General features: G+C 68.8%; 12 protein-coding genes. 3 read left to right on the top strand and 9 right to left on the bottom strand.

Going from position 1 to position 17,395, the window contains the following annotated elements; translation table 11 throughout:
• Window positions 1-5: 5 nt before the first annotated feature.
• On the bottom strand, window positions 6-1,187 hold the full coding sequence (locus GBB76_RS09785) for an MFS transporter (protein ID WP_152304820.1): 1,182 nt from the start codon (window positions 1,185-1,187) through the stop codon (window positions 6-8).
• 270 nt (window positions 1,188-1,457) lie between these two features.
• On the opposite strand from GBB76_RS09785, the gene GBB76_RS09780 reads away from it, so the two are divergent.
• Window positions 1,458-2,357 (top strand): LysR family transcriptional regulator, encoded by a 900-nt coding sequence (locus GBB76_RS09780; protein ID WP_152303136.1) that lies wholly within the window; start codon window positions 1,458-1,460, stop codon window positions 2,355-2,357.
• Between the two features lie 25 nt (window positions 2,358-2,382).
• Here the strand turns inward: GBB76_RS09780 and GBB76_RS09775 are convergent, their stop codons facing one another.
• From GBB76_RS09775 to bcsA, 4 genes are read right to left on the bottom strand one after another with little or no spacing between them, the layout of a single operon-like run.
• Window positions 2,383-4,683, bottom strand: a complete 2,301-nt coding sequence (locus GBB76_RS09775; protein ID WP_152303135.1) for a hypothetical protein — start codon at window positions 4,681-4,683, stop codon at window positions 2,383-2,385.
• Window positions 4,674-5,726 (bottom strand): glycosyl hydrolase family 8, encoded by a 1,053-nt coding sequence (locus GBB76_RS09770; protein ID WP_152303134.1) that lies wholly within the window; start codon window positions 5,724-5,726, stop codon window positions 4,674-4,676. Before GBB76_RS09770 ends, GBB76_RS09775 begins: the two co-directional genes overlap by 10 nt.
• Window positions 5,723-8,635, bottom strand: coding sequence for a cellulose biosynthesis cyclic di-GMP-binding regulatory protein BcsB (locus tag GBB76_RS09765; protein ID WP_162375544.1), 2,913 nt, complete (start codon window positions 8,633-8,635; stop codon window positions 5,723-5,725). Before GBB76_RS09765 ends, GBB76_RS09770 begins: the two co-directional genes overlap by 4 nt.
• Before the next feature lie 5 nt (window positions 8,636-8,640).
• Entirely contained in the window at window positions 8,641-10,848 is a 2,208-nt protein-coding gene (gene bcsA, locus GBB76_RS09760; RefSeq protein WP_152303132.1) for a UDP-forming cellulose synthase catalytic subunit, read from the bottom strand.
• A gap of 310 nt (window positions 10,849-11,158) precedes the next feature.
• Between bcsA and bcsN the strand changes: the two genes are divergently transcribed.
• Window positions 11,159-12,283 carry a cellulose biosynthesis protein BcsN gene (bcsN, locus tag GBB76_RS09755; protein ID WP_162375542.1) on the top strand — a complete coding sequence of 375 codons (1,125 nt, stop codon included), beginning with the start codon at window positions 11,159-11,161 and terminating at the stop codon, window positions 12,281-12,283.
• 95 nt (window positions 12,284-12,378) lie between these two features.
• Here the strand turns inward: bcsN and GBB76_RS09750 are convergent, their stop codons facing one another.
• The 3 genes from GBB76_RS09750 to GBB76_RS18740 all read right to left on the bottom strand — a co-directional run bounded on the left by GBB76_RS09750 (window position 12,379) and on the right by GBB76_RS18740 (window position 14,606).
• A complete protein-coding gene (locus GBB76_RS09750) occupies window positions 12,379-13,530 on the bottom strand; it encodes an acyltransferase (protein WP_152303130.1) in 1,152 nt (383 codons plus the stop codon).
• A 63-nt stretch (window positions 13,531-13,593) separates the two neighbouring features.
• Window positions 13,594-14,334 (bottom strand): hypothetical protein, encoded by a 741-nt coding sequence (locus GBB76_RS09745; protein ID WP_152303129.1) that lies wholly within the window; start codon window positions 14,332-14,334, stop codon window positions 13,594-13,596.
• Between the two features lie 104 nt (window positions 14,335-14,438).
• A complete protein-coding gene (locus tag GBB76_RS18740) occupies window positions 14,439-14,606 on the bottom strand; it encodes a hypothetical protein (RefSeq protein WP_202911061.1) in 168 nt (55 codons plus the stop codon).
• A gap of 256 nt (window positions 14,607-14,862) precedes the next feature.
• Here GBB76_RS18740 and GBB76_RS09740 point away from each other — a divergent pair, with 256 nt between their 5' ends.
• The gene (locus GBB76_RS09740) at window positions 14,863-15,387 is read left to right on the top strand and encodes a L,D-transpeptidase (RefSeq protein ID WP_152303128.1); all 525 of its coding nucleotides are present in this window, start codon (window positions 14,863-14,865) and stop codon (window positions 15,385-15,387) included.
• A gap of 116 nt (window positions 15,388-15,503) precedes the next feature.
• On the opposite strand, the gene pyk is transcribed toward GBB76_RS09740, so the two are convergent.
• Window positions 15,504-17,051, bottom strand: a complete 1,548-nt coding sequence (gene pyk / locus GBB76_RS09735) for a pyruvate kinase (protein WP_152303127.1) — start codon at window positions 17,049-17,051, stop codon at window positions 15,504-15,506.
• Window positions 17,052-17,395 lie beyond the last annotated feature (344 nt).

Genomic DNA, 17,395 nt, shown 5'->3' with positions numbered 1-17,395 from the left:
GGGGCTCAGGCGGTGCGCAGCGCGAGCGTCTCGCGGCGGTCGAGTATCCCGCTCCAGATAGTCAGTCCGAGCGCGCCGGCAACGAGGATGGCGCCGACCCAGGGCGTCGCGCCGAGACCGAGAGGGGAGGCGACGACCAGTCCGCCCACCCAGGCGCCGATGGCGATGCCGAGATTGAAGGCGGCGATGTTGAGCGCCGAGGCGACGTCGACGGCGCCGGGGCGCACCTTCTTCGCCAGCTCGACGACATAGATCTGCAGGCCCGGCACATTGGCGAAGGACAGGAAGCCGAGCGCCGCCAGCGTCGGCAGTGTGAGCCAGGGCGAGACGGCGGTGAAGGTGAACAGCGCCAGCACGCCCGCCTGCGCGAGGAAGAGGAAGGTGAGCGCGCGCACCGGGTCGCGGTCGGCGACGCGGCCGCCGGCGATGTTGCCCGCCGCGATGGCGAGGCCGTAGACGACGAGCAGCAGGCTCACGCTCGACGCCGCAAAGCCCGTGATGTGCTCGAGGATCGAGGCGAGATAGGTGAAGGCGACGAAGGTGCCGCCATAGCCGAGCGCCGTCATGCCGTAGACGATGAGCAGCCGGCCCGAGCCGAGAACCCGCAGCTGGTCGAGAAGGCTCGCGGGCGCGGGACGGGAGAGGTTGGCGGGCAGCAGCGCGGCGATGCCGAGAAGGGCGACGACGCCGAGGCCCGACACCGCCCAGAAGGTGGCGCGCCAGCCGAAATTCTGGCCGATAAAGGTGCCGAGCGGCACGCCGGTGACGATGGCGACCGTCAGCCCCATGAACATCAGCGCGATGGCGGAGGCGCGCCGGTCGGCCGGCACGAGGTCGGCGGCGATGGTCGCTCCGACCGAGAAGAACACGCCATGGGCAAAGGCCGAGAGCACGCGCGCCACCAGCAGCGTCTCGTAGCTGGGGCTCAGCGCGGCGGCGGCGTTGCCGACGACGAACAGCGCCATCAGCGACAGCAGCAGCGGCTTGCGCGGCACGCGGCCGGTGAGCGCGGTGAGCACCGGCGCGCCGAAGGTGACCCCGAGCGCGTAGACGCTGACGATCAGGCCGGCGAGCGGCAGGTCGATGTGAAGGTCGGCCGCCACTGTGGGCAGCAGGCCGACAATGACGAATTCCGTGGTGCCGATGGCATAGGCGGCGATGGTGAGCGCGAACAGCGCGAGTGGCATTCTGGTGAGGGACATTGCGGTCGGGGACATTCTGGTCGGGGACATGGCGAATCTCCGCGCCCGCGCCAGCCCGGGAGAGGGCGGCACAGGCGGCGATGGACGGGGTTTCCGGGTGCGGGAGCGCCGGGAACCGGCGGGTTGCGTCGAATATGAGCGAGCCCGGCTTGCGCGACTAGCGCACATGCTGGACCAATAGATGTGAAGGTATTTCACAGATGAACGGTCCGGCGACGTTCGCCCGGCCGTGGAGCGGCGAGGCGGAGGGGCGGCATGGACAATCGCGCGGGCGAGATGCAGGTGCTGGTGGAGGCGGTCGACCGCGGCAGCTTCTCCGCCGCCGGGCGCCGGCTCGGCCTGTCGCCCTCGGCGGTCAGCAAGCTGGTGACGCGGCTGGAGGAGAGGCTCGGCGCGCGCCTGCTGGTGCGCTCGACCCGGGCCATCGTGCTGACGCCCGAGGGCGAGGCCTATGTGGCGCGCGCCCGGCGTATCCTCGCCGAGATCGACGAGGCCGAGCGGCAGATCGCCGCCGGCGCTGCCGCGGTGCCGCGCGGAAAGCTGCGCGTGAGCGCCACGGTCGGCTTCGGCGAGCTGTGCCTGGTGCCGCTGGTGCCTGAATTCCTCGCCCTCTATCCCGAGGTGCAACTCGACCTGTCGCTCACCGACGAGGTGATCGACCTCGTGGCCGAGCGGGCCGACATCGCCCTGCGCGCGGGGCCGCTGCGCGATTCGGCGCTGAAGGCGCGCAAGGTGCTGGAAAGCCGGCGCGTCGTGGTCGCCTCGCCCGCCTATCTCGCCCGCCACGGCACGCCCCGCACGCCGCAGGAGCTTGCCGGGCACAATTGCCTGCGCTTCAATTTCCGCCGGTCCATGGACGACTGGCCCTTCGTCGATCCCGTTTCGGGCGAGGGCTATACGGTCGCGGTGTCAGGCAATCTCGAGGGCAATAGCGGCTCGATGGTCCGGCGCCTCGCGCTCGACGGGCTCGGGCTTGCCCGCATGGCCCGTTATGTCGCCGAGCCCGAGATTCGCGCCGGCCGGCTGGTGCCCGTGCTGGAGGCGTATAACGGGCGCGACGTGGAGATGCTGCACGCGGTCTTTCTCGGGCACGACTATCTCGTCGCGCGCATCCGCGCCTTCGTGGATTTCCTCGTGGCGCGGATCGGTCACTGAGCGGGGCGCGGGGACGGTGGCGGCGTCAGCCGCTACGGACCTTGCGGGTCAACTGGTCGATGGCGTTGATGCCGTTGCGCCCCTCGGTGCTGCCCTGCAGTTCCAGCGCCTTGAAGATGCGCTCGGCCGAGCGCAGGTCGCGGATCTTGAAGTAGCACCAGGCGCGCAGAACCATGAGGTCCTGCTGCTCGGGGGCGATGCGCGAGCGCTCATCGAGGGCGATGAGCGCCTCGATGTAGCGCTGGTCCTTGTAGGCGGCGAGCGCGCGCTGGGCGAGCAGGTCGCCGCTGAGCTGGACGGCGCGGCGCGGGTTCTGCGGCGCCTGCAGCGCGGCGGCCTGGGCGCGGTTGGTCATGCCCATGCGCAGATAGGCGAGCGACTTGCCGTAGGCGGCATCCTCGGAGACGCGCCCGCTCCCGTTCGACAGCCCCTCGTCGAAGGCCTTCACGGCCTCCATCGGGCGGTCGAGGTCCATCAGCTTCCAGCCGCGCGCCACGGCGGCGGTGGCCGCGCTGCTGGTGCTCTCGACCTGGGTGCTGCCGGTGCGGGCGATGGAGCGCGCGGCCGGGCGGCGGCGCGGCGTCGGCACGTAGTCGCCTTCGCCGGCCTGGGCGTACTGGCCCGAGTAGGAGGCGTTGGTCGGCAGTCCGGAGCCGGCCGGGAAGATGGTGGTGCCCGGCAGGCTGGACGGGGACTGGTAGCCGAGCGCGGAGGACGGCACGCCACCCGCCTGCGGGAGCGGCTGGTACTGGGCCTGCCCGTACTGGCTGGCGCCGGGGAGCGGGACGAAGCCGGCGGCGGAGCCCTGCTGGTAGGCGCGGGCATTACCGGCGCCGGCCATCGGCGCGCCGAGCGGCGGGGGCTGAAGCGTCGGGGTCGGCGTCAGGCGGGCCGCCGCGGCGACGAGCGGGTTGACGCGCAGGCCGGCATAGCTGGTCGTCTGGGCGTTGCGCGCCTCGAGGCGGGCCCGCACCACGGGATCGACCAGGGCGACGATGCGCTCCGAGCGCGGGCCCCAGGCCTGCACCATGGCGTTAAGGCGGGCGATGTCGCGCAGGCGCCAGTAGGTGAGCGACAGGCCATAGGCGGAGGGCTCGTCGTTCGGGTCCCAGTTGAGCGCGGTCTCGAACCAGGACTGGGCGGTGACGATCTGCCCGGTATTGTAGGCGTACCAGCCCAGCGCCTGCGAGCCCGGCACATATTTGTCGCGCATCACCACGGGGCTGAAGCGCGAGAGCACGATCTCGTCCAGCACCGGCGGCGGATCGGCGGTCAGCAGCGCGATCACAACGTCCAGATAGGCCTTGTTGTTCTCGGGCGCGGCGTTGCGCCACTCATAGGCGATCGGCTCGGCTTCCAGCGAGCGGCCGAGGAAGTTCAGCGCCAGCACATAGCCTTCGGCCGACTTCGGGCCGCCCTTGCGGTCCAGCGCCAGCTTGAACCATTCGAGGGCGCGGGTCGCCTCGTCATGGCGGAACAGGTACCAGCCGAGCAGCAGCGGGTCACCCGGCGTGGTTTCCTTGCGCGCCAGTTCCTCCATCCGCTTGATGTCGGAATCCGGCACCGAATATTCCGGGTTCTCGGCGGCGTGGCCCATACGGCGGCGGATGAGGTCGTCGCGCAGCGCGGCGAATTCGGGATTGCCGGCGTCGTCCTTGCGCTCGAGCTTGAGCAGGGTCTGGATCTGGTCGTCGGTCAGCAGCGGCATCGCCTTCTGAATGGTGGCGATGCGCTCGGACGGATCGTTGCAGTTGTTCAGGACATAGGTGTAGGCGTCGACCGCCCGCGCGGTCTGGTCGGTCTTGGCGAAGGCCTCGGCGACGCGCCACAGAATGTCGATGTTCATGCAGGTGAGCATGCCGGGCGCATCGGTGGCGAGGCGCAGCACGGTGTTCCACTGCTCCGCGTCGGAGGCGTTGATGAGGCGCCGGCGGTTCTCGGCCTCGGTGAGGCGGGCGACGAGGTCCGGCGGCGGCTGCCAGGACGGGTCCGAGGCCTGCCGCATCGCGATGGCGCTGCGCACGTCGCTGTACTTGCCCTCGGCGTAGAGCTTCCACATGCGCTGGAGTTCGACGTCGGTCTGCGGGCCGAACAGGTCGTCCGGCGGCGTCCAGTCCGGGTAGAGGGCGCGCAGGCGGGCGATCTCGGCCTCGAGGCGGCGGGTGTCGCCCTGGGAGGCGAAGTAGCGCAGCGCGGTCTCGTCGACCTTGGGGCGGGAGGCGTTTCCAGCGTCGGCGCCGCGGCCGGGGAGCTCGATCTGCTGACCGATCGCGGGGACGACGGCCCCCCCGAGCATGACCAGCAGAATGGCTCTCTTCAAAGACATCTCGGGTATCGCTCCGCGATCAGCGCCCAGCCCAGTAGATACAACGTCGACGGGTAGTAGAGCGTTGGCTCAAACCGCCGTAAGTCTTCCGGGATCGGGGTAGCATTCAGAGCACATGCCAGAACCGCGCCGAGCATCCGATAGCCCGGTTCGGTCAGTCGCGTGATCACGCGTCCGGTGGGTATGTCGACGATCGCCGGGGTTCCCCCGTTCTCGATCAGCCAATTCCGCCGGAATGGTTCCTGTAATGCCGTGTTGTCGATCCCTGCACGCAAAAGGTAAAGAGATATCCTTAACGAATTGTAACCAAAGACCGGGGGGAAGCCCTCGGCCAGCGTCACCGGCTTTCCCGGCGGCGCCGAAATCCAGTCGGGCGGCAGGCGCGCGGGGCCGAGCTGGGCAATTCCCAGAAGTTCCAGCCCGGTATTGGTCACGCCCGCCCAGTCGAATTCCGGCGCCAGCCGCGCCATGACCGGAAGCGTCTCGAATATCCAGTAGGAGAGATTCAGTATCGGCCCGTCGGGCCGGTCGCTCTCCGAGAAACCGGTGATGCCCGGTAACAGGATCTTGCGGCTTCCCGAGGTGACGATTAATTTCTGGCCGACGGCCCGCGCGATTCTTCGCGCCGTGTCGATATAGGGCTGGTGATTCCACGCGGTACCCGCTCTCGCCAGTGCATAGGCGATTAACAGATCCCCATCGCTCGCCGCATTTACGTCGGTGACGTGAGGTGTAGAGTTCGGGTCCCAGCGCCATGCCGCGAGTCCATCGTCGCGAATCAGTAATTCTGTCCGCGTAAAACTCCATATGCGTTCAAAGTTGCTTCTGTCACCTGCTAAAAGCGCCAGAAGCATTCCGTAGCCTTGGCCCTCGCTGTGGCTGATGCCGTCATTGGCGCCGTCGACGACCCGCCCATTGGCCTCGACGAATCGCTCCATATAGGCGTTCCAGGCCGGTGCCGGTATCTGGATATTGGATTGGGCGCTCGCCGGCAGGATTCCGCAGACCAGCAGGGCCAGCGTTGCCAGAAGCGCCCGGATCATGTCGGGCGTCCCAGCCGGCGCAGCAGCAGGGCGGTCGTGATGCCCAGCAGGGTGCCGGCGGCCAGCAGCATCAGGGCGTAGGGCACGATGTTGATGGAGAGCCAGTTGGCCGCGATCATGCGGAAGTTCCCGAGGCTGAGCGGCTGGGTGACGATGAACTGGAAGCTGCGTATGTCGCGGCGCTCGATGCTGCCGGACGCCACCTGATAGGCGACCGCCTGGCCGCCGACCCGGTTCCACACGCCGTCCGAGGTGAAGCGGATCATTCCTGCGGCGAGCGCCTCGGAGGTGCGGCCGGCCACCATGGTCCAGGCCGAGGAGCCCGACGGATTCATGGCCTGCGCCATCAGCACCGAGGTGCGCGGCGGCGGCTCGAAGGAACTGCGCCGGCCCTCCTGGATCCGCAGGGAGTCGAAGCTGATCGCGAAGGTGCTCTGCAGCCAGCCCTCGAAACGTTCGAGCAGCCCGTAGACATTGTTGCGCCCCTGCACGTTCTCGCGCCAGCGCTGGTAGATCTCGGGCGTGTTCTCGCTTTCGCCCTCGCGCAACGAGGCCGGCGGCGGCGTCTCCTCGCCGATCTGCCGCTGGCGAAACCGTTGCAGCACGTTGTCGTAGTCGTCGCCGCCCGCGATGGCCTTGGGGTCCTCGGAGCCGGCCGGCACGACCCATTTCGAGCGCACATTCTCGGAAATGCCGACCTGTTCGAGGATGCCCGGCGAGATGAAGTCGATGCCGCCGACGAAGATGGTGTTGCGGTCGCCGAGCGTGGCCGAGGCCGGGGAGGCGTCGATCGCCAGCGGCGCGCCATTGGCGAGGGCGAGGCGCGAGATCAGCGTGCCGGCGGCGGCCAGCGTCGCCGAATCCTGCCGCGCCAGCACCACGGCCAGCGGGTTGTCGTCGAGATTGTAGGGAAAGGCGGTGGCGGCGAACGCCGCGAGGTCCGGCAGGCGGCCGATGCGCGCGAAGCTGTCCATCGTGAATTCGGTCGAATCGAACAGGACGAAGCGGTCCTCGGCCGGCAGGGTGGCGCCGGGCAGGCAGCGGGCATCGGATTCGGTGTCGAGCACGACTTCCAGCCACAGCCGGTTCACGCCCGGGCGGAAGTTGCGCAGCGGGATCTGCATCGGCTCCTTCTGGAGCAGCCCGCCGCCGCTCGTGGTGATCGGCAGGTTGGAGGCGATCTGCTCGTTCACATAGACGTCGAGATGGCTGCCGGGCCGCACGGCGGCGGTGAAGGCGGCGTCGACCAGCAGCGTCGCGTTGCCATAGGCCTGCGCGTAGAAGTCCGCCGGCAGCGCGACCTGGAACTCGATGCGGAAGCGCCGGCCGGAGAATTCCTGCGTCGAGACGCCGAGATCGGCCAGCCGGATCGCGCGGGAGCCGGTGAACATCGGCGCGTCGGGCGCGAACACGGTCGAGGTGCTGACCGCGTCGTCCTGCGGAATGGAGATGGCGTTCAGCCGGTCGATGGCGCGGTCGACATCGGCGGGCGTCGGGCCGGAGATGACCAGCGTCGGCGCGCCGAGGCGGTCGTCCTCGATCAGCGTGGTGATCGGCCGCCCCCGCGCCTCATTGGGCACCGAGGCCATCAGGCGGGGCAGTTCGGAGGCGGTGCCGACGACGACGGTGAGACCGCCCTTCGGCGTGGCGCCGGACTGCCCCTCGCCGACGGTGATGGAGGGGTTCGGGAACTGGCCGCGAACCGCCAGACCCTGCACGACGCGCAGCACGCGGGCGCTGCCGCCGCCCTCGATCGGGCCGGGCGTGACGACGCGGATGGGCGTGACGCCGCTCGCGTCGACGCCGACCGAGGCGAGGTCTTCCAGTCCGCCGGACAGGGGCGGGCGGCCGCCGGCAAAGGAGATGCCGGTCCCCTCATTGTTGATCTCGGTCCACAGCTCGTAGGTGGCCGTCACCGCGCAGTCGGTGCGATGGCGCTGCACGACGTCGATGCGCACGATGTTGGCGCCGGGGCGCAGCGTGCCGCGCTGGAGCGGCACCTCGACATGGGCGGGCTCCTGCGAGGCGGCGATGGCCCGCTCGACGACCGGCTGGCCGTTGAGGCTCACGCGGATGCGCGAGGTCTCCGGCATCACCACGACGGCGCTGAGATAGCTGAGCAGGAAGCTGGAGGCGCGGTTCGCCTCCTCCTGCGTGGCGTAGATGACCCAGGAGCGCGAAGCGACCTCGCCGGCGAAGATCATGCGCCGCTGCGGGATGATGTAGCGGTCCGGGCTGCGCGGGGCGGCCGGCGTCGCCGTGGTCGCCAGCGGCGCGGGGGCGGGGGCGGGCTGGCCGGGCACCATCTGGAACGGGTTGGCGGTCGAGGGCGGCGCGCTCGGTGCCGGGGGCAGCGCGAAGCCCGGCGCGGGCAGCGGCGTGGCAGGCGCGGCCACAGGCGGCGGGGCGACCGGCGGCGGGGCGACCGGCTCGAGCGGGGGAAGCTGCGCGGTCGAGGCCGGCGGGGCCGGAACCCAGTCGGGCGCGGCCGCCGGCCGGGTGGGCGCGGGGCGGGCGGGAGCCGGGCCGGCGGGGGAGGGCGATATGCCCCCCGGCATGTTGAAGGGCGAGGACGACGTGCTCGGCTGCAACTGCGGCATGGCGGGCACGGCGAGCGTGCGCGCGGGCGCCGCGACGGGCGCCTCGTCGGCAAAGCTCGGGGCGCTGGCCGGCGGGCTGCCCGAGGCGCCGCCCGGGGGCAGCGTCATCGGAATCGAGACCGGGGGCGGATTTCCCTTCGCGCCGTCTCCCTTGCCGCCATCGGCGGGAATGGGCGGGGTCATGGAGAAGCCGGTGCCCTGTCCTGCCGAATTCTGGGCGAAGGCGGGCGCGGCGAGGGTGCCGGCGGCCAGGGCGAGCAGGAGCGCAAGGCGAATGCCGGCGGCGGTGAGGCGTCGAAAAGCACCCATCGTCGTCATCCGCGTTTCGCCGGTGCCAGCACCGGGCGGCGGCGCCTTTCGCGCCAGAGCTTCTGCAGGTGGATCAGGTAGGACAGTCCACGCCCCGTCTGGAAGATCGCCGTACGCACGAATCGTATCGTACCAAGCAGTACACCGGGATTGTTGCGGCGCGAATCCTGGAATTTCTTCCACTCGTCGGAATTGGAGAAAATCAGGTCCGCGATGAGGCGGTAGTGCAGGGGCTGGTCGGGCTGGAACTGGCAGCCGACCAGAATGCCGTCGACGCTGCGCTCCACGTTGCGGATGGTGACGGGGAGGGTGTCGATCGGGATGTTGCTGGCGAGCGGGCGGAAGCGCAGCGCCGCCGGCGCGCCGCGCTCGGTCTCGGGCAGGACCACATTGGCGGCCGGGCGCACCCGGGCGCCGCCCAGCGAGCCGTCGTCGATGGTCGCGGCATAGGCGGTGCCGTCGATCAGCAGCTCGCAGCGCCGCAGCAGGTCCACGCGATGCGACCGGCGCCGGTTGCGCCGCTCGGACACCACGCCGAGCGCGCAGCCGGCGAGCAGCAGGTTGAGCAGGTTCCAGCCGCCCACCACGATGATGATGTCGTGGTTGAACGGCTCCGTAACCAGCCGCCAGCCGGTCAGCACGACGCCAACGAGCAGGATGCCGAAGATGATGAAGAAGGGGCGACCGATCTCGGAAACGTGGCCCTCCTCCATCGTCTCGCCCTTGGCCGTCACCTTGAAGGTCGGCTTGTTCGGGTTGGCGAGCACCGAGATGATGGCCGGCAGCAGATAGATGGCCTGAATGTACTCGTAGACCTCCGACACCCACGGCCAGCGGTAATGACCGTAGAGGTAGTTCTGCATGAGCAGGTTCACCATCATGTAGGTGGTGGTGTAGGCGAGGAACTCGGCGCCCGATGCGTTGAAGATCTCAAGCGAGAAGAACAGGTAGAACAGCGGCGAGATGAGGAACATCAGCCGCGGGTAGGAAAACAGCCAGAAGAAGGTGCTGGAGCAGTAGCAAAGCCGCTGGGGCAGGGTGAGCCCGCGCTTGCCCGGCGGGAAGTGGAACAGCAGGATCTGCATCATGCCCTGCGCCCAGCGCGAACGCTGGCCGATGAAGCTGGCGAAGGTCTCCGGCTGCAGGCCGGCGATCATCGGCTTGTCGACATAGATGGAGTGCCAGCCGCGCGAATGCAGCTCGAGCGCGGTTTCCGCGTCCTCGGTAATGGTGATGCCCGAGAAGCCGTTGGTCTCGCCGAGCGCGCGCCGGCTGAGCACCGCCGCGGAGCCGCAGAAGAAGGCGGCGTCCCATTTGTCGAGACCGCGCTGGATGATGCCGTAGAACATCTCGTTCTCGGACGGCATGAACTCGAACGTGCCGAGATTGCGCTCCAGCGGATCGGGATTGATGAAGAAGTGCGGCGTCTGCACGAGAAACAGATTCTCGTCCTGCAGGAAGTAGCCGACCGTGTTGGTGAGGAAGTCGCGCGTCGGGGCGTGATCGGCGTCGAACACGACCACGAGGTCGCCTTTGGAGAATTTGAGCCCGTTGTTGAGATTGCCGGCCTTGGCGTGCTCGTTGCGCGCGCGGGTGAGATAGTTCACCCCGAGCCCCTCGCACAGCTTCTGAAGGTCGGCGCGGCGCTGGATGGCCGCCGCGGCCTGAACGGGGTCTTCCTGCTGGCACTTCTGGTCGGAGCCGCCATCGTCGAGCAGCCAGATGGTCAGCTTGTCGGCGGGATATTCCATCGAGAGCGCCGCCGACACGGTGGAGGCGAGCAGCTCCGGCTCTTCATTATAGGTCGGGATGAAGACATCGACCGTGGGGTGCTCGCCGGGCGGGATCGGCGGGGCCTTGCGCGGCGCCATCGGCGCCGACACCACGAAGAGGCTGAGGAACAGCATGAAGACGCTGTACATCTCGGCGAGGTAGAGCATGAAGCCGGGGATGAAGTCTTCGAGCTGGCTGATCGGCGGCAGCGTGCTCGTGGTACGCCAGTACACGTAGCGCAGAACGATCGCCGTCCCGAGTGCCAGCGCAATCTTGCGAAGCACGCTCGTCGAGGGTCCGAAGGTCTTCAATATGGCCATCATCACCACGACGATGCAGCCGGCGATGAGATGCGCCTGAAGGCTGATCGGCAAAGTGATCAAAAATACCACTATCAGGGACGAAACGGCCCAGAGAGCGGCGATCCATGCTTTCCGCATCGAGTTTCCTGCTTTTCCAGCCCCCGCCGAAACCAGCACCTCACGTGTCTTAAAGCGCATAAGTTGAAGAAATCTATCCATTTTCGAAGCTGTCGTCTCTCGGCACGATTCCACCTCGTGAGTCCGCAAGCTAAAGTCAGATGCACAAGTGATTCGGTCGCGGCGAAAGTCGTGGTCCGGGGATTGCCGCAGCGTGGGGGCGCCATCCGCAAGCGCGAGCGTCGAAGGGGCTATGACGGGACGGAACACGCGCAAAATTCTGTCCGGATGCCTGGTCGCATCCGTTGCGCTCGTCGCGTCGGGCTGCGCCATGTATCCGTGGCAGGGGCCTTGGCAGGGCCAGAATCCGCAGGTCGCCAACCTCACGACAGAGGTGGAGGTCGCGGACGCGCTCGTGCTTCCCGAGCCGGGCTCGACCCCGCCCGTGATCGCCGTGGTGCAGACAAATTACCTCAATGCCCTTGAACAGGAGATCGTGCTCGGCACGAACTCGCATTCTCGCGGCCAGAATGCCCTGTACGTCGTCTTCTTCGGGCCGGTGAAGGGCCGCACGGGCTGGGAGAACACCCGCGCGGATGATTTCCTCAGTACGGAGGTCATCGACCAGGAGATGGTCGACCGCATGCCCTCCGTGACGATGTACACCTCGAACTACTTCGTCCAGAACCGCTACGGACCGTTCAACTACGCGATCGGAAACGCCGGCGGCGGCGAATTGTGCATCTATGGCTGGCAGCGCATCCAGTCGCAGGTGCCGATGTTCCTCAGCTTCCGCGACCGCGGCTCGATGTCGATCCGGCTGCGCCTGTGCCAGATCGGCGCCACCGAGCAGGACCTGCTGCGGGTGATGTACCGCTACTCGATCAACGGCTATTTCCTGCCCTATGTCTGGCAGCCTTACGGACGCCCGCTCGGCGAGCCGGAAGGCATCGGCCGGATCGGCGGGCCGCTCGCCTATCCCTCGGGCCTGCAGGGCGACGGCACGGTGCTCGACGGCTGGATGGGCGGCGACGACCTGACCGGCTCGGTGGGCCCGGTGGCGGAGCCCTCGCGCGGTGCACCGCGCCGCGCCCGGCCGCGCTATGGCAGCGCGATCCCGCAGCCGGAGACGATCTATCAGGGCGGCGGCCTGCCGCAGGGCAATCTGGTCGACCCCTATGAGGGTTACCCGCAGGTGCCGGGGCCGGCCGGTGCCGCCCAATTGGCGCCGGCGACCCAGCCCAATGTGGTGCAGGGGCGCCCGCCCGCCGGCGCGGTGGTCGATCAGGCGCCGGCGCGCACGGTGCAGACGCCCGTGCAGACCTCGCCCTTCTCGGCACCTCCGACCCTGCCCGGTGTCCCCCCGATCGGCGGGACACGTCCGGCGGCAGGGTCCGTCGGCGATCCGGTGCGGCTGGTGCCCGGCGCGAGCAGCTATCCCTCGCCGACGCCGTGAGCGGACACCACCTGCCGCGCGGTTTCGCGGAAGCCTGACGCGCGGGCGATCCGGCCCGGTTTGCTCAAGCTGCGGAGCCGCCCGGACACGGTGGCTCAGGGCGCGGCGAGGCGCGCCCGGGCACGGGTGCGTATCGCCTTCAGGCCGACGAGCACCGGCCGTTCCACCGCGATCAGGAAGAGCTGGCCGAGCGCCAACGTGGCGAGGCAGGTGCCAACAAACAGCGCGGCGAGCGCCGGGGCGGTCAGCGGCGCGAGGTCGGCGAAGATCGCCGAGGCCGGCGCCACGATCAGCGGCACATGCACGAGATAGATCGGGAAGGACAGTTCGCCGAGCCGTTGCAGCGGGGCCGTCTCGAAGAAGCGGCGCAGCGGCGGCGTGATGAGCACCGCGACCAGCAGCAGGATCGCCCCGGCCTGACGCGACCCGTCCCGTCCGAGGAAGGCGGCGAACTGGCTGGCGAGATCCTCGCCGGGGGCGCGGCCGGGAAAGGTGGCGCCCAGCACCAGCCCGGCGAGGGCGAGGCCCAGGCCGAGCCGGAGATGGTCGCGCAGCCGGTGGCGCAGCTCATAGACCAGCGCGCCGCCGCAGAAGGCGGCGAGGTAGAACAGGCCCAGCAGCGGGAAGGCGACGAGGCCGAGCGCCATGGCGACCGGCCGGGCGCGTCCGCGCAGCACGGCATAGCCGCCATAGACCAGAATCGAGCCGATGAACTCGGCCTGCATGGTCCAGAGCGGGTTGTTGAACCGCGTGGTGCCGTCCACGAACACGCCGACCGCACCCTCCCAGATTGCCTGCGAGAGCGGGGGAATGGGCGGCTGGTAGGTCCAGCGGAACCACGGGCTGCCGGTGAGCGCCTGCACCTCGCGCGCCGCGTCGGGGAAGCTGGTCAGCCAGGCCCAGGCGAGGATGGAGGAGGCCAGCGCCGGCAGGCCGAGGCGCAGATAGCGCAGCCCGATCATCAGCGGCGCCTCGCGGACGGATTTCGGCGCGGAGGTGGCGAGCACGAAGCCGGAGAGGACGAAGAACACCGCCACCGCGAAATGGCCGTTCCACAGCACGGCCAGCGGCGTGTCGAACAGGGTGAAGCCGGTGCGGGCCTTGTCGGCGAACAAGGCGGGGGTGAAGGCGTAGAAGAAGTGGAACGCCACCACGGCGCAGGCGGCAACGCCGCGCAGCCCGTCGAGGCAGACGATCCGCGCCGTGCCGGCCGGCGCCTGCGGGGTTTCGGCGGCACGCAGCGGCATTACCGGCCCGGTTCAGTTAGGAAGCGGCAGGGTGCCCGGGACGCGCGGCGCCCCGGGGGCGGCTCACTTGCCGAGCGTCGCGACGTCGCGTCCGCCGTTCACCTTCTTGAGCTCATTGACGTAGTCTTCCGGGAACATCATGTGCCAGGGCGTCTTCAGGCCCATGAAGGACGCCACCTGCCCGATGAACCAGGTGCAGTTGGTGGTCGTCGCGTTCCAGAACGGCGTCGTCTTCTGCAGCTTCTGGATATAGGCGAAGACCTTCGGCGCGTCCTCGTCGCTCAGATAGACGCGGTAATTGGCGAGGAGATACTCCTCGTCGAGATCGCCATAGCTGGCGCCGGTCTCGGAGGGCACCGGCATCATGTGGCCGAGCATGTAGGGAACCGGGCTGTCGGTGGCCGGGTGAAGGCCGGCGACCTCGACCTCGCGCTCGCTCGACTTGCCGTACCAGAGGAAGGCATGGCCGTAGCTGGCGGCGGTGCGGGCGCGGAAATCGACGTAATAGGGGCCGCGGGCCTGGGAGGCGGCGGGCTTCGAGGCGCTGGCGGTCGCCGGCGCGTCGGTCTTCTTGCGCGGCTTGGCGGGCTGCGCCGTCGCGGACTGTGCCGTGCCGGACTGTGCCGTGGTGGTCGGCGCGGGCGCCGCCACGGGAGCGGCGCTCGCCGGCGCATCGCCCGGGGCGGAAGTGGCCGCGCTGTCGGTGACGGCGAAGGCCGGGGCGATGCCGAGGGACATCGCCGAGAAAGCGCAAAGCGCCACTGCGAGGCAGCGGCGCTTTGCCTGGAGCGTAAACAACATCATGCCGGCACCTCGTCGCCTCTTGATCCGATCGCGCGCAGGATCGGGCCCGCCGCGGACATGTCAAGCACGACGCGACATCCGGGTACGGGCCCGATGTCGAAAAATCAGCCCTTGGTGACGACCGGCGACTTGCCGACCGGGGACTTGCCGATCGGGGACTTGCCGATCGGAGCAGCTTCGGCCTTGACCGGCTGCGGCTGCGGGAGGTCAGCGGCCAGCGCGCCGCCCACCATGAGGACCGACACGGAAGCGACGAGCAGAGTCTTGATCATGGGAAGGTACCTTCTATTGGTAGGGTGAAGAGCTGGCCTGCGGGGCAACCGAGGTCTCGTCGAGACAAGGAATAATCCGTCCGGTTAACACGTGCAATTGAACGCAAGGCGCCACGCGGGTTGCATCGGCGGTTTTCGCCGACTGTTGCAAAAATGGCGCGAAACCCTGCCGTTGCGCCACGTTCGCGCGTCAGGGGGCGGCCCTGGCAGGGCATTTCTGGTATCACCCGGCCATCGTCCTTCGAAGAGTTCGGACATGACCGTGCGGAAGTTTTCGATTCTGGCCGCCCTCGCGGCGTCGTTTTTCCTCACCGCCGGCGCGCCCGAGGGTGCGCAGGCGCGCGAGACCGTGGCCTTCGAGAAGCCGGGCTATGCGCCGGGCACCATCGTGGTCAGCACCAAGGAGCGCCGGCTCTATCTCGTGCTCGGCCAGGGCAAGGCGCTGCGCTACCCGGTGGCGGTGGGGCGCAACGGCAAGCAGTGGCGGGGCACCGTGCGCATCGACGGCAAATATGTGCGCCCGGCCTGGTCGCCGCCCGAGGAGATCCGCCGCGACAACCCGAAGCTGCCCAATGTCATTCCCGGCGGCACGCCGGAGAATCCGATGGGCGAGCGGGCCATGACGCTTTCCGGCGGCGGGCAGTACGCGATCCACGGCACCAACCGGCCGAAGTCGATCGGTACCTTCGCGTCCTATGGCTGCGTGCGCATGCACAATGACGACATCATCGACCTGTTCGGCCGCGTCGGCATCGGCACGCCGGTGGTGATGCTTCCCTGAGCGGGCAGGCGCCGCGCGCTGCGGCGCGAGGAGCCGGATATGAAAAAGGCCCGCTCGCGCGGGCCTTTCTGTTTTCGGGCGGGTCTGCCTTCGGGCAGGGAGCGCCAAGCGGCGCGTCACTCCGCCTTGTCGTCGACCGGCGCCGAGCGGACGGCATCGCCGCCGGCGCTCTTGGCCGCCGCGCGCGGGCGCAGCGTGTCGGTCTTGTCCTCGCCCTGCGGCTTGCGGGCGGCCATCGACTTGTCGATGGTCACGAGGCGCAGAACATTGGTGGTGCCGGGGGTGGCGAAGGGCACGCCCGCGGTGATGGCGATCTTGTCGCCTTCCTTGGCGAAGCCGTGCTCCACCGTCACCTGCGTCGCCTTGGCCGCCATCTCGCCGAAGGTGTGGATCTCCTCGGGCGCATGCACCACGTGCACGCCGTAGGACATCACCAGGCGGCGGGCGGTGGAAAGCTGGCTGGCAATGCCGATGATCGGAATGCGCGGGCGCTCGCGCGCGGCGTGCAGCGTCGTGGTGCCCGACAGCGTGTAGGTGACGATGGCGGCGGCGTCGATCGACAGGGCGGCGTGATAGGCGGCCTGCGTCACCGCGTCGGCGACCGAGTGGCCGGCGTCGGGGCGCTGCGATTCGATGATCGCGCGGTAGCCTTCGTCGCGCTCCACCTGCTTGATGATCTGGTCCATCATCGCCACGGCCTCGACGGGATACTGGCCGGCCGCGCTTTCGGCCGAGAGCATCACCGCGTCGGCGCCGTCATAGACGGCGGTGGCGACGTCGGACACCTCGGCGCGGGTCGGCACCGGGGCGCTGATCATCGATTCCAGCATCTGCGTCGCCACGATCACCGGCTTGCCGAGGCGGCGGGATTCGCGGATGACGCGCTTCTGCAGCGCCGGGATTTCCGGCAGCGACAGCTCGACGCCGAGATCGCCGCGCGCCACCATGATGCTGTCGGACAGCTCGGTGAGGCGGGTGAGGTGCTCGACCGCGAGCGGCTTCTCCAGCTTCAGGTTGATCTGGGCGCGGCCCTGGATCAGCTCCTTGGCCTCGATCACGTCTTCGGGGCGCTGCACGAAGGAGAGCGCGATCCACTCGACGCCGAGGTCGAGGGCGAAGAACAGGTCGGCGCGGTCCTTGTCGGTGAGCGCCGAGACCGGCAGCAGCACGTCGGGGACGTTGAAGCCCTTGTTGTTGGACAGCTTGGTGCCGGCGACGACCTCGGCCTCGATGAAGCCGGCGCCCTTCTTGACGACGCGCACGCGCACCTTGCCGTCGTCCAGCAGCACGGTGGAGCCCTCATGCAGGGCTTCCAGAATCTCGGGATGCGGGATCGACACGCGCTTCTCGTCGCCCGGCGTGCTGTCGGTGTCGAAGCGCAGCGTGGTGCCCGGGGTCAGGTTGATGAAGCCGTCGACGAAACGGCCAAGGCGCAGCTTCGGCCCCTGCAGGTCGGCCAGCACGCCGATCGGGCGGCCGACGTCCTTTTCGAGCGCCCGTACCGAGCCGAGCACGCGGCCATGGTTCTCCTGCGTGCCATGGCTGAAATTCAGCCGGAACACATCGACCCCGGCCTCGTAAAGGGCCTTGATCATGTCCGGGCTCGAAGATGCCGGACCCAGCGTCGCCACGATCTTGGTCGCGCGTTCACGCCTGCTCACCATGATATCCTCCGTCGTGCCTGCGCCGATGCGCGGCACCGGCTTGTCCTCATATGAACCAAAAGTAGGGTCCTGTCTCTCGGATGTTATCTTGCATTGCAGCGTGTCTGTTTCGCGACGCGGCGAGGTCGGCAGGTGGCTTTCCTCCCCCTCGCGCCCTGCCATAGCGGCATGCGGAAAGCCGTGCGGCGCGTGCATTCCGGCGCGCCGGGCGGGCCGGAATCCCCTTGCTGGCATTCGGAATTCTGTATACCAATAAAAAGGTCAAGCGTGCGGTTCCGCGCCCGCCTCACGGTATTCCGGCATGGCTGATGCATCGGCCACCGGGAGTCCGGCGGCGGCAGGCG

Source organism: Ancylobacter sp. TS-1 (assembly GCF_009223885.1).
Lineage (GTDB): Bacteria > Pseudomonadota > Alphaproteobacteria > Rhizobiales > Xanthobacteraceae > Ancylobacter.
This window is presented reverse-complemented; position numbering and strand designations above follow the sequence as displayed.

What these genes read in the sequence shown, in the direction of transcription:
- GBB76_RS09785 (WP_152304820.1), bottom strand. Translation starts at nt 1,187, where the DNA reads ATGCCACTCGCGCTGTTCGCGCTCACCATCGCCGCCTATGCCATCGGC.
- GBB76_RS09780 (WP_152303136.1), top strand. Translation starts at nt 1,458, where the DNA reads ATGGACAATCGCGCGGGCGAGATGCAGGTGCTGGTGGAGGCGGTCGAC.
- GBB76_RS09775 (WP_152303135.1), bottom strand. Translation starts at nt 4,683, where the DNA reads ATGTCTTTGAAGAGAGCCATTCTGCTGGTCATGCTCGGGGGGGCCGTC.
- GBB76_RS09770 (WP_152303134.1), bottom strand. Translation starts at nt 5,726, where the DNA reads ATGATCCGGGCGCTTCTGGCAACGCTGGCCCTGCTGGTCTGCGGAATC.
- GBB76_RS09765 (WP_162375544.1), bottom strand. Translation starts at nt 8,635, where the DNA reads ATGGGTGCTTTTCGACGCCTCACCGCCGCCGGCATTCGCCTTGCGCTC.
- bcsA (WP_152303132.1), bottom strand. Translation starts at nt 10,848, where the DNA reads ATGCGGAAAGCATGGATCGCCGCTCTCTGGGCCGTTTCGTCCCTGATA.
- bcsN (WP_162375542.1), top strand. Translation starts at nt 11,159, where the DNA reads ATGTATCCGTGGCAGGGGCCTTGGCAGGGCCAGAATCCGCAGGTCGCC.
- GBB76_RS09750 (WP_152303130.1), bottom strand. Translation starts at nt 13,530, where the DNA reads ATGCCGCTGCGTGCCGCCGAAACCCCGCAGGCGCCGGCCGGCACGGCG.
- GBB76_RS09745 (WP_152303129.1), bottom strand. Translation starts at nt 14,334, where the DNA reads ATGATGTTGTTTACGCTCCAGGCAAAGCGCCGCTGCCTCGCAGTGGCG.
- GBB76_RS18740 (WP_202911061.1), bottom strand. Translation starts at nt 14,606, where the DNA reads ATGATCAAGACTCTGCTCGTCGCTTCCGTGTCGGTCCTCATGGTGGGC.
- GBB76_RS09740 (WP_152303128.1), top strand. Translation starts at nt 14,863, where the DNA reads ATGACCGTGCGGAAGTTTTCGATTCTGGCCGCCCTCGCGGCGTCGTTT.
- pyk (WP_152303127.1), bottom strand. Translation starts at nt 17,051, where the DNA reads ATGGTGAGCAGGCGTGAACGCGCGACCAAGATCGTGGCGACGCTGGGT.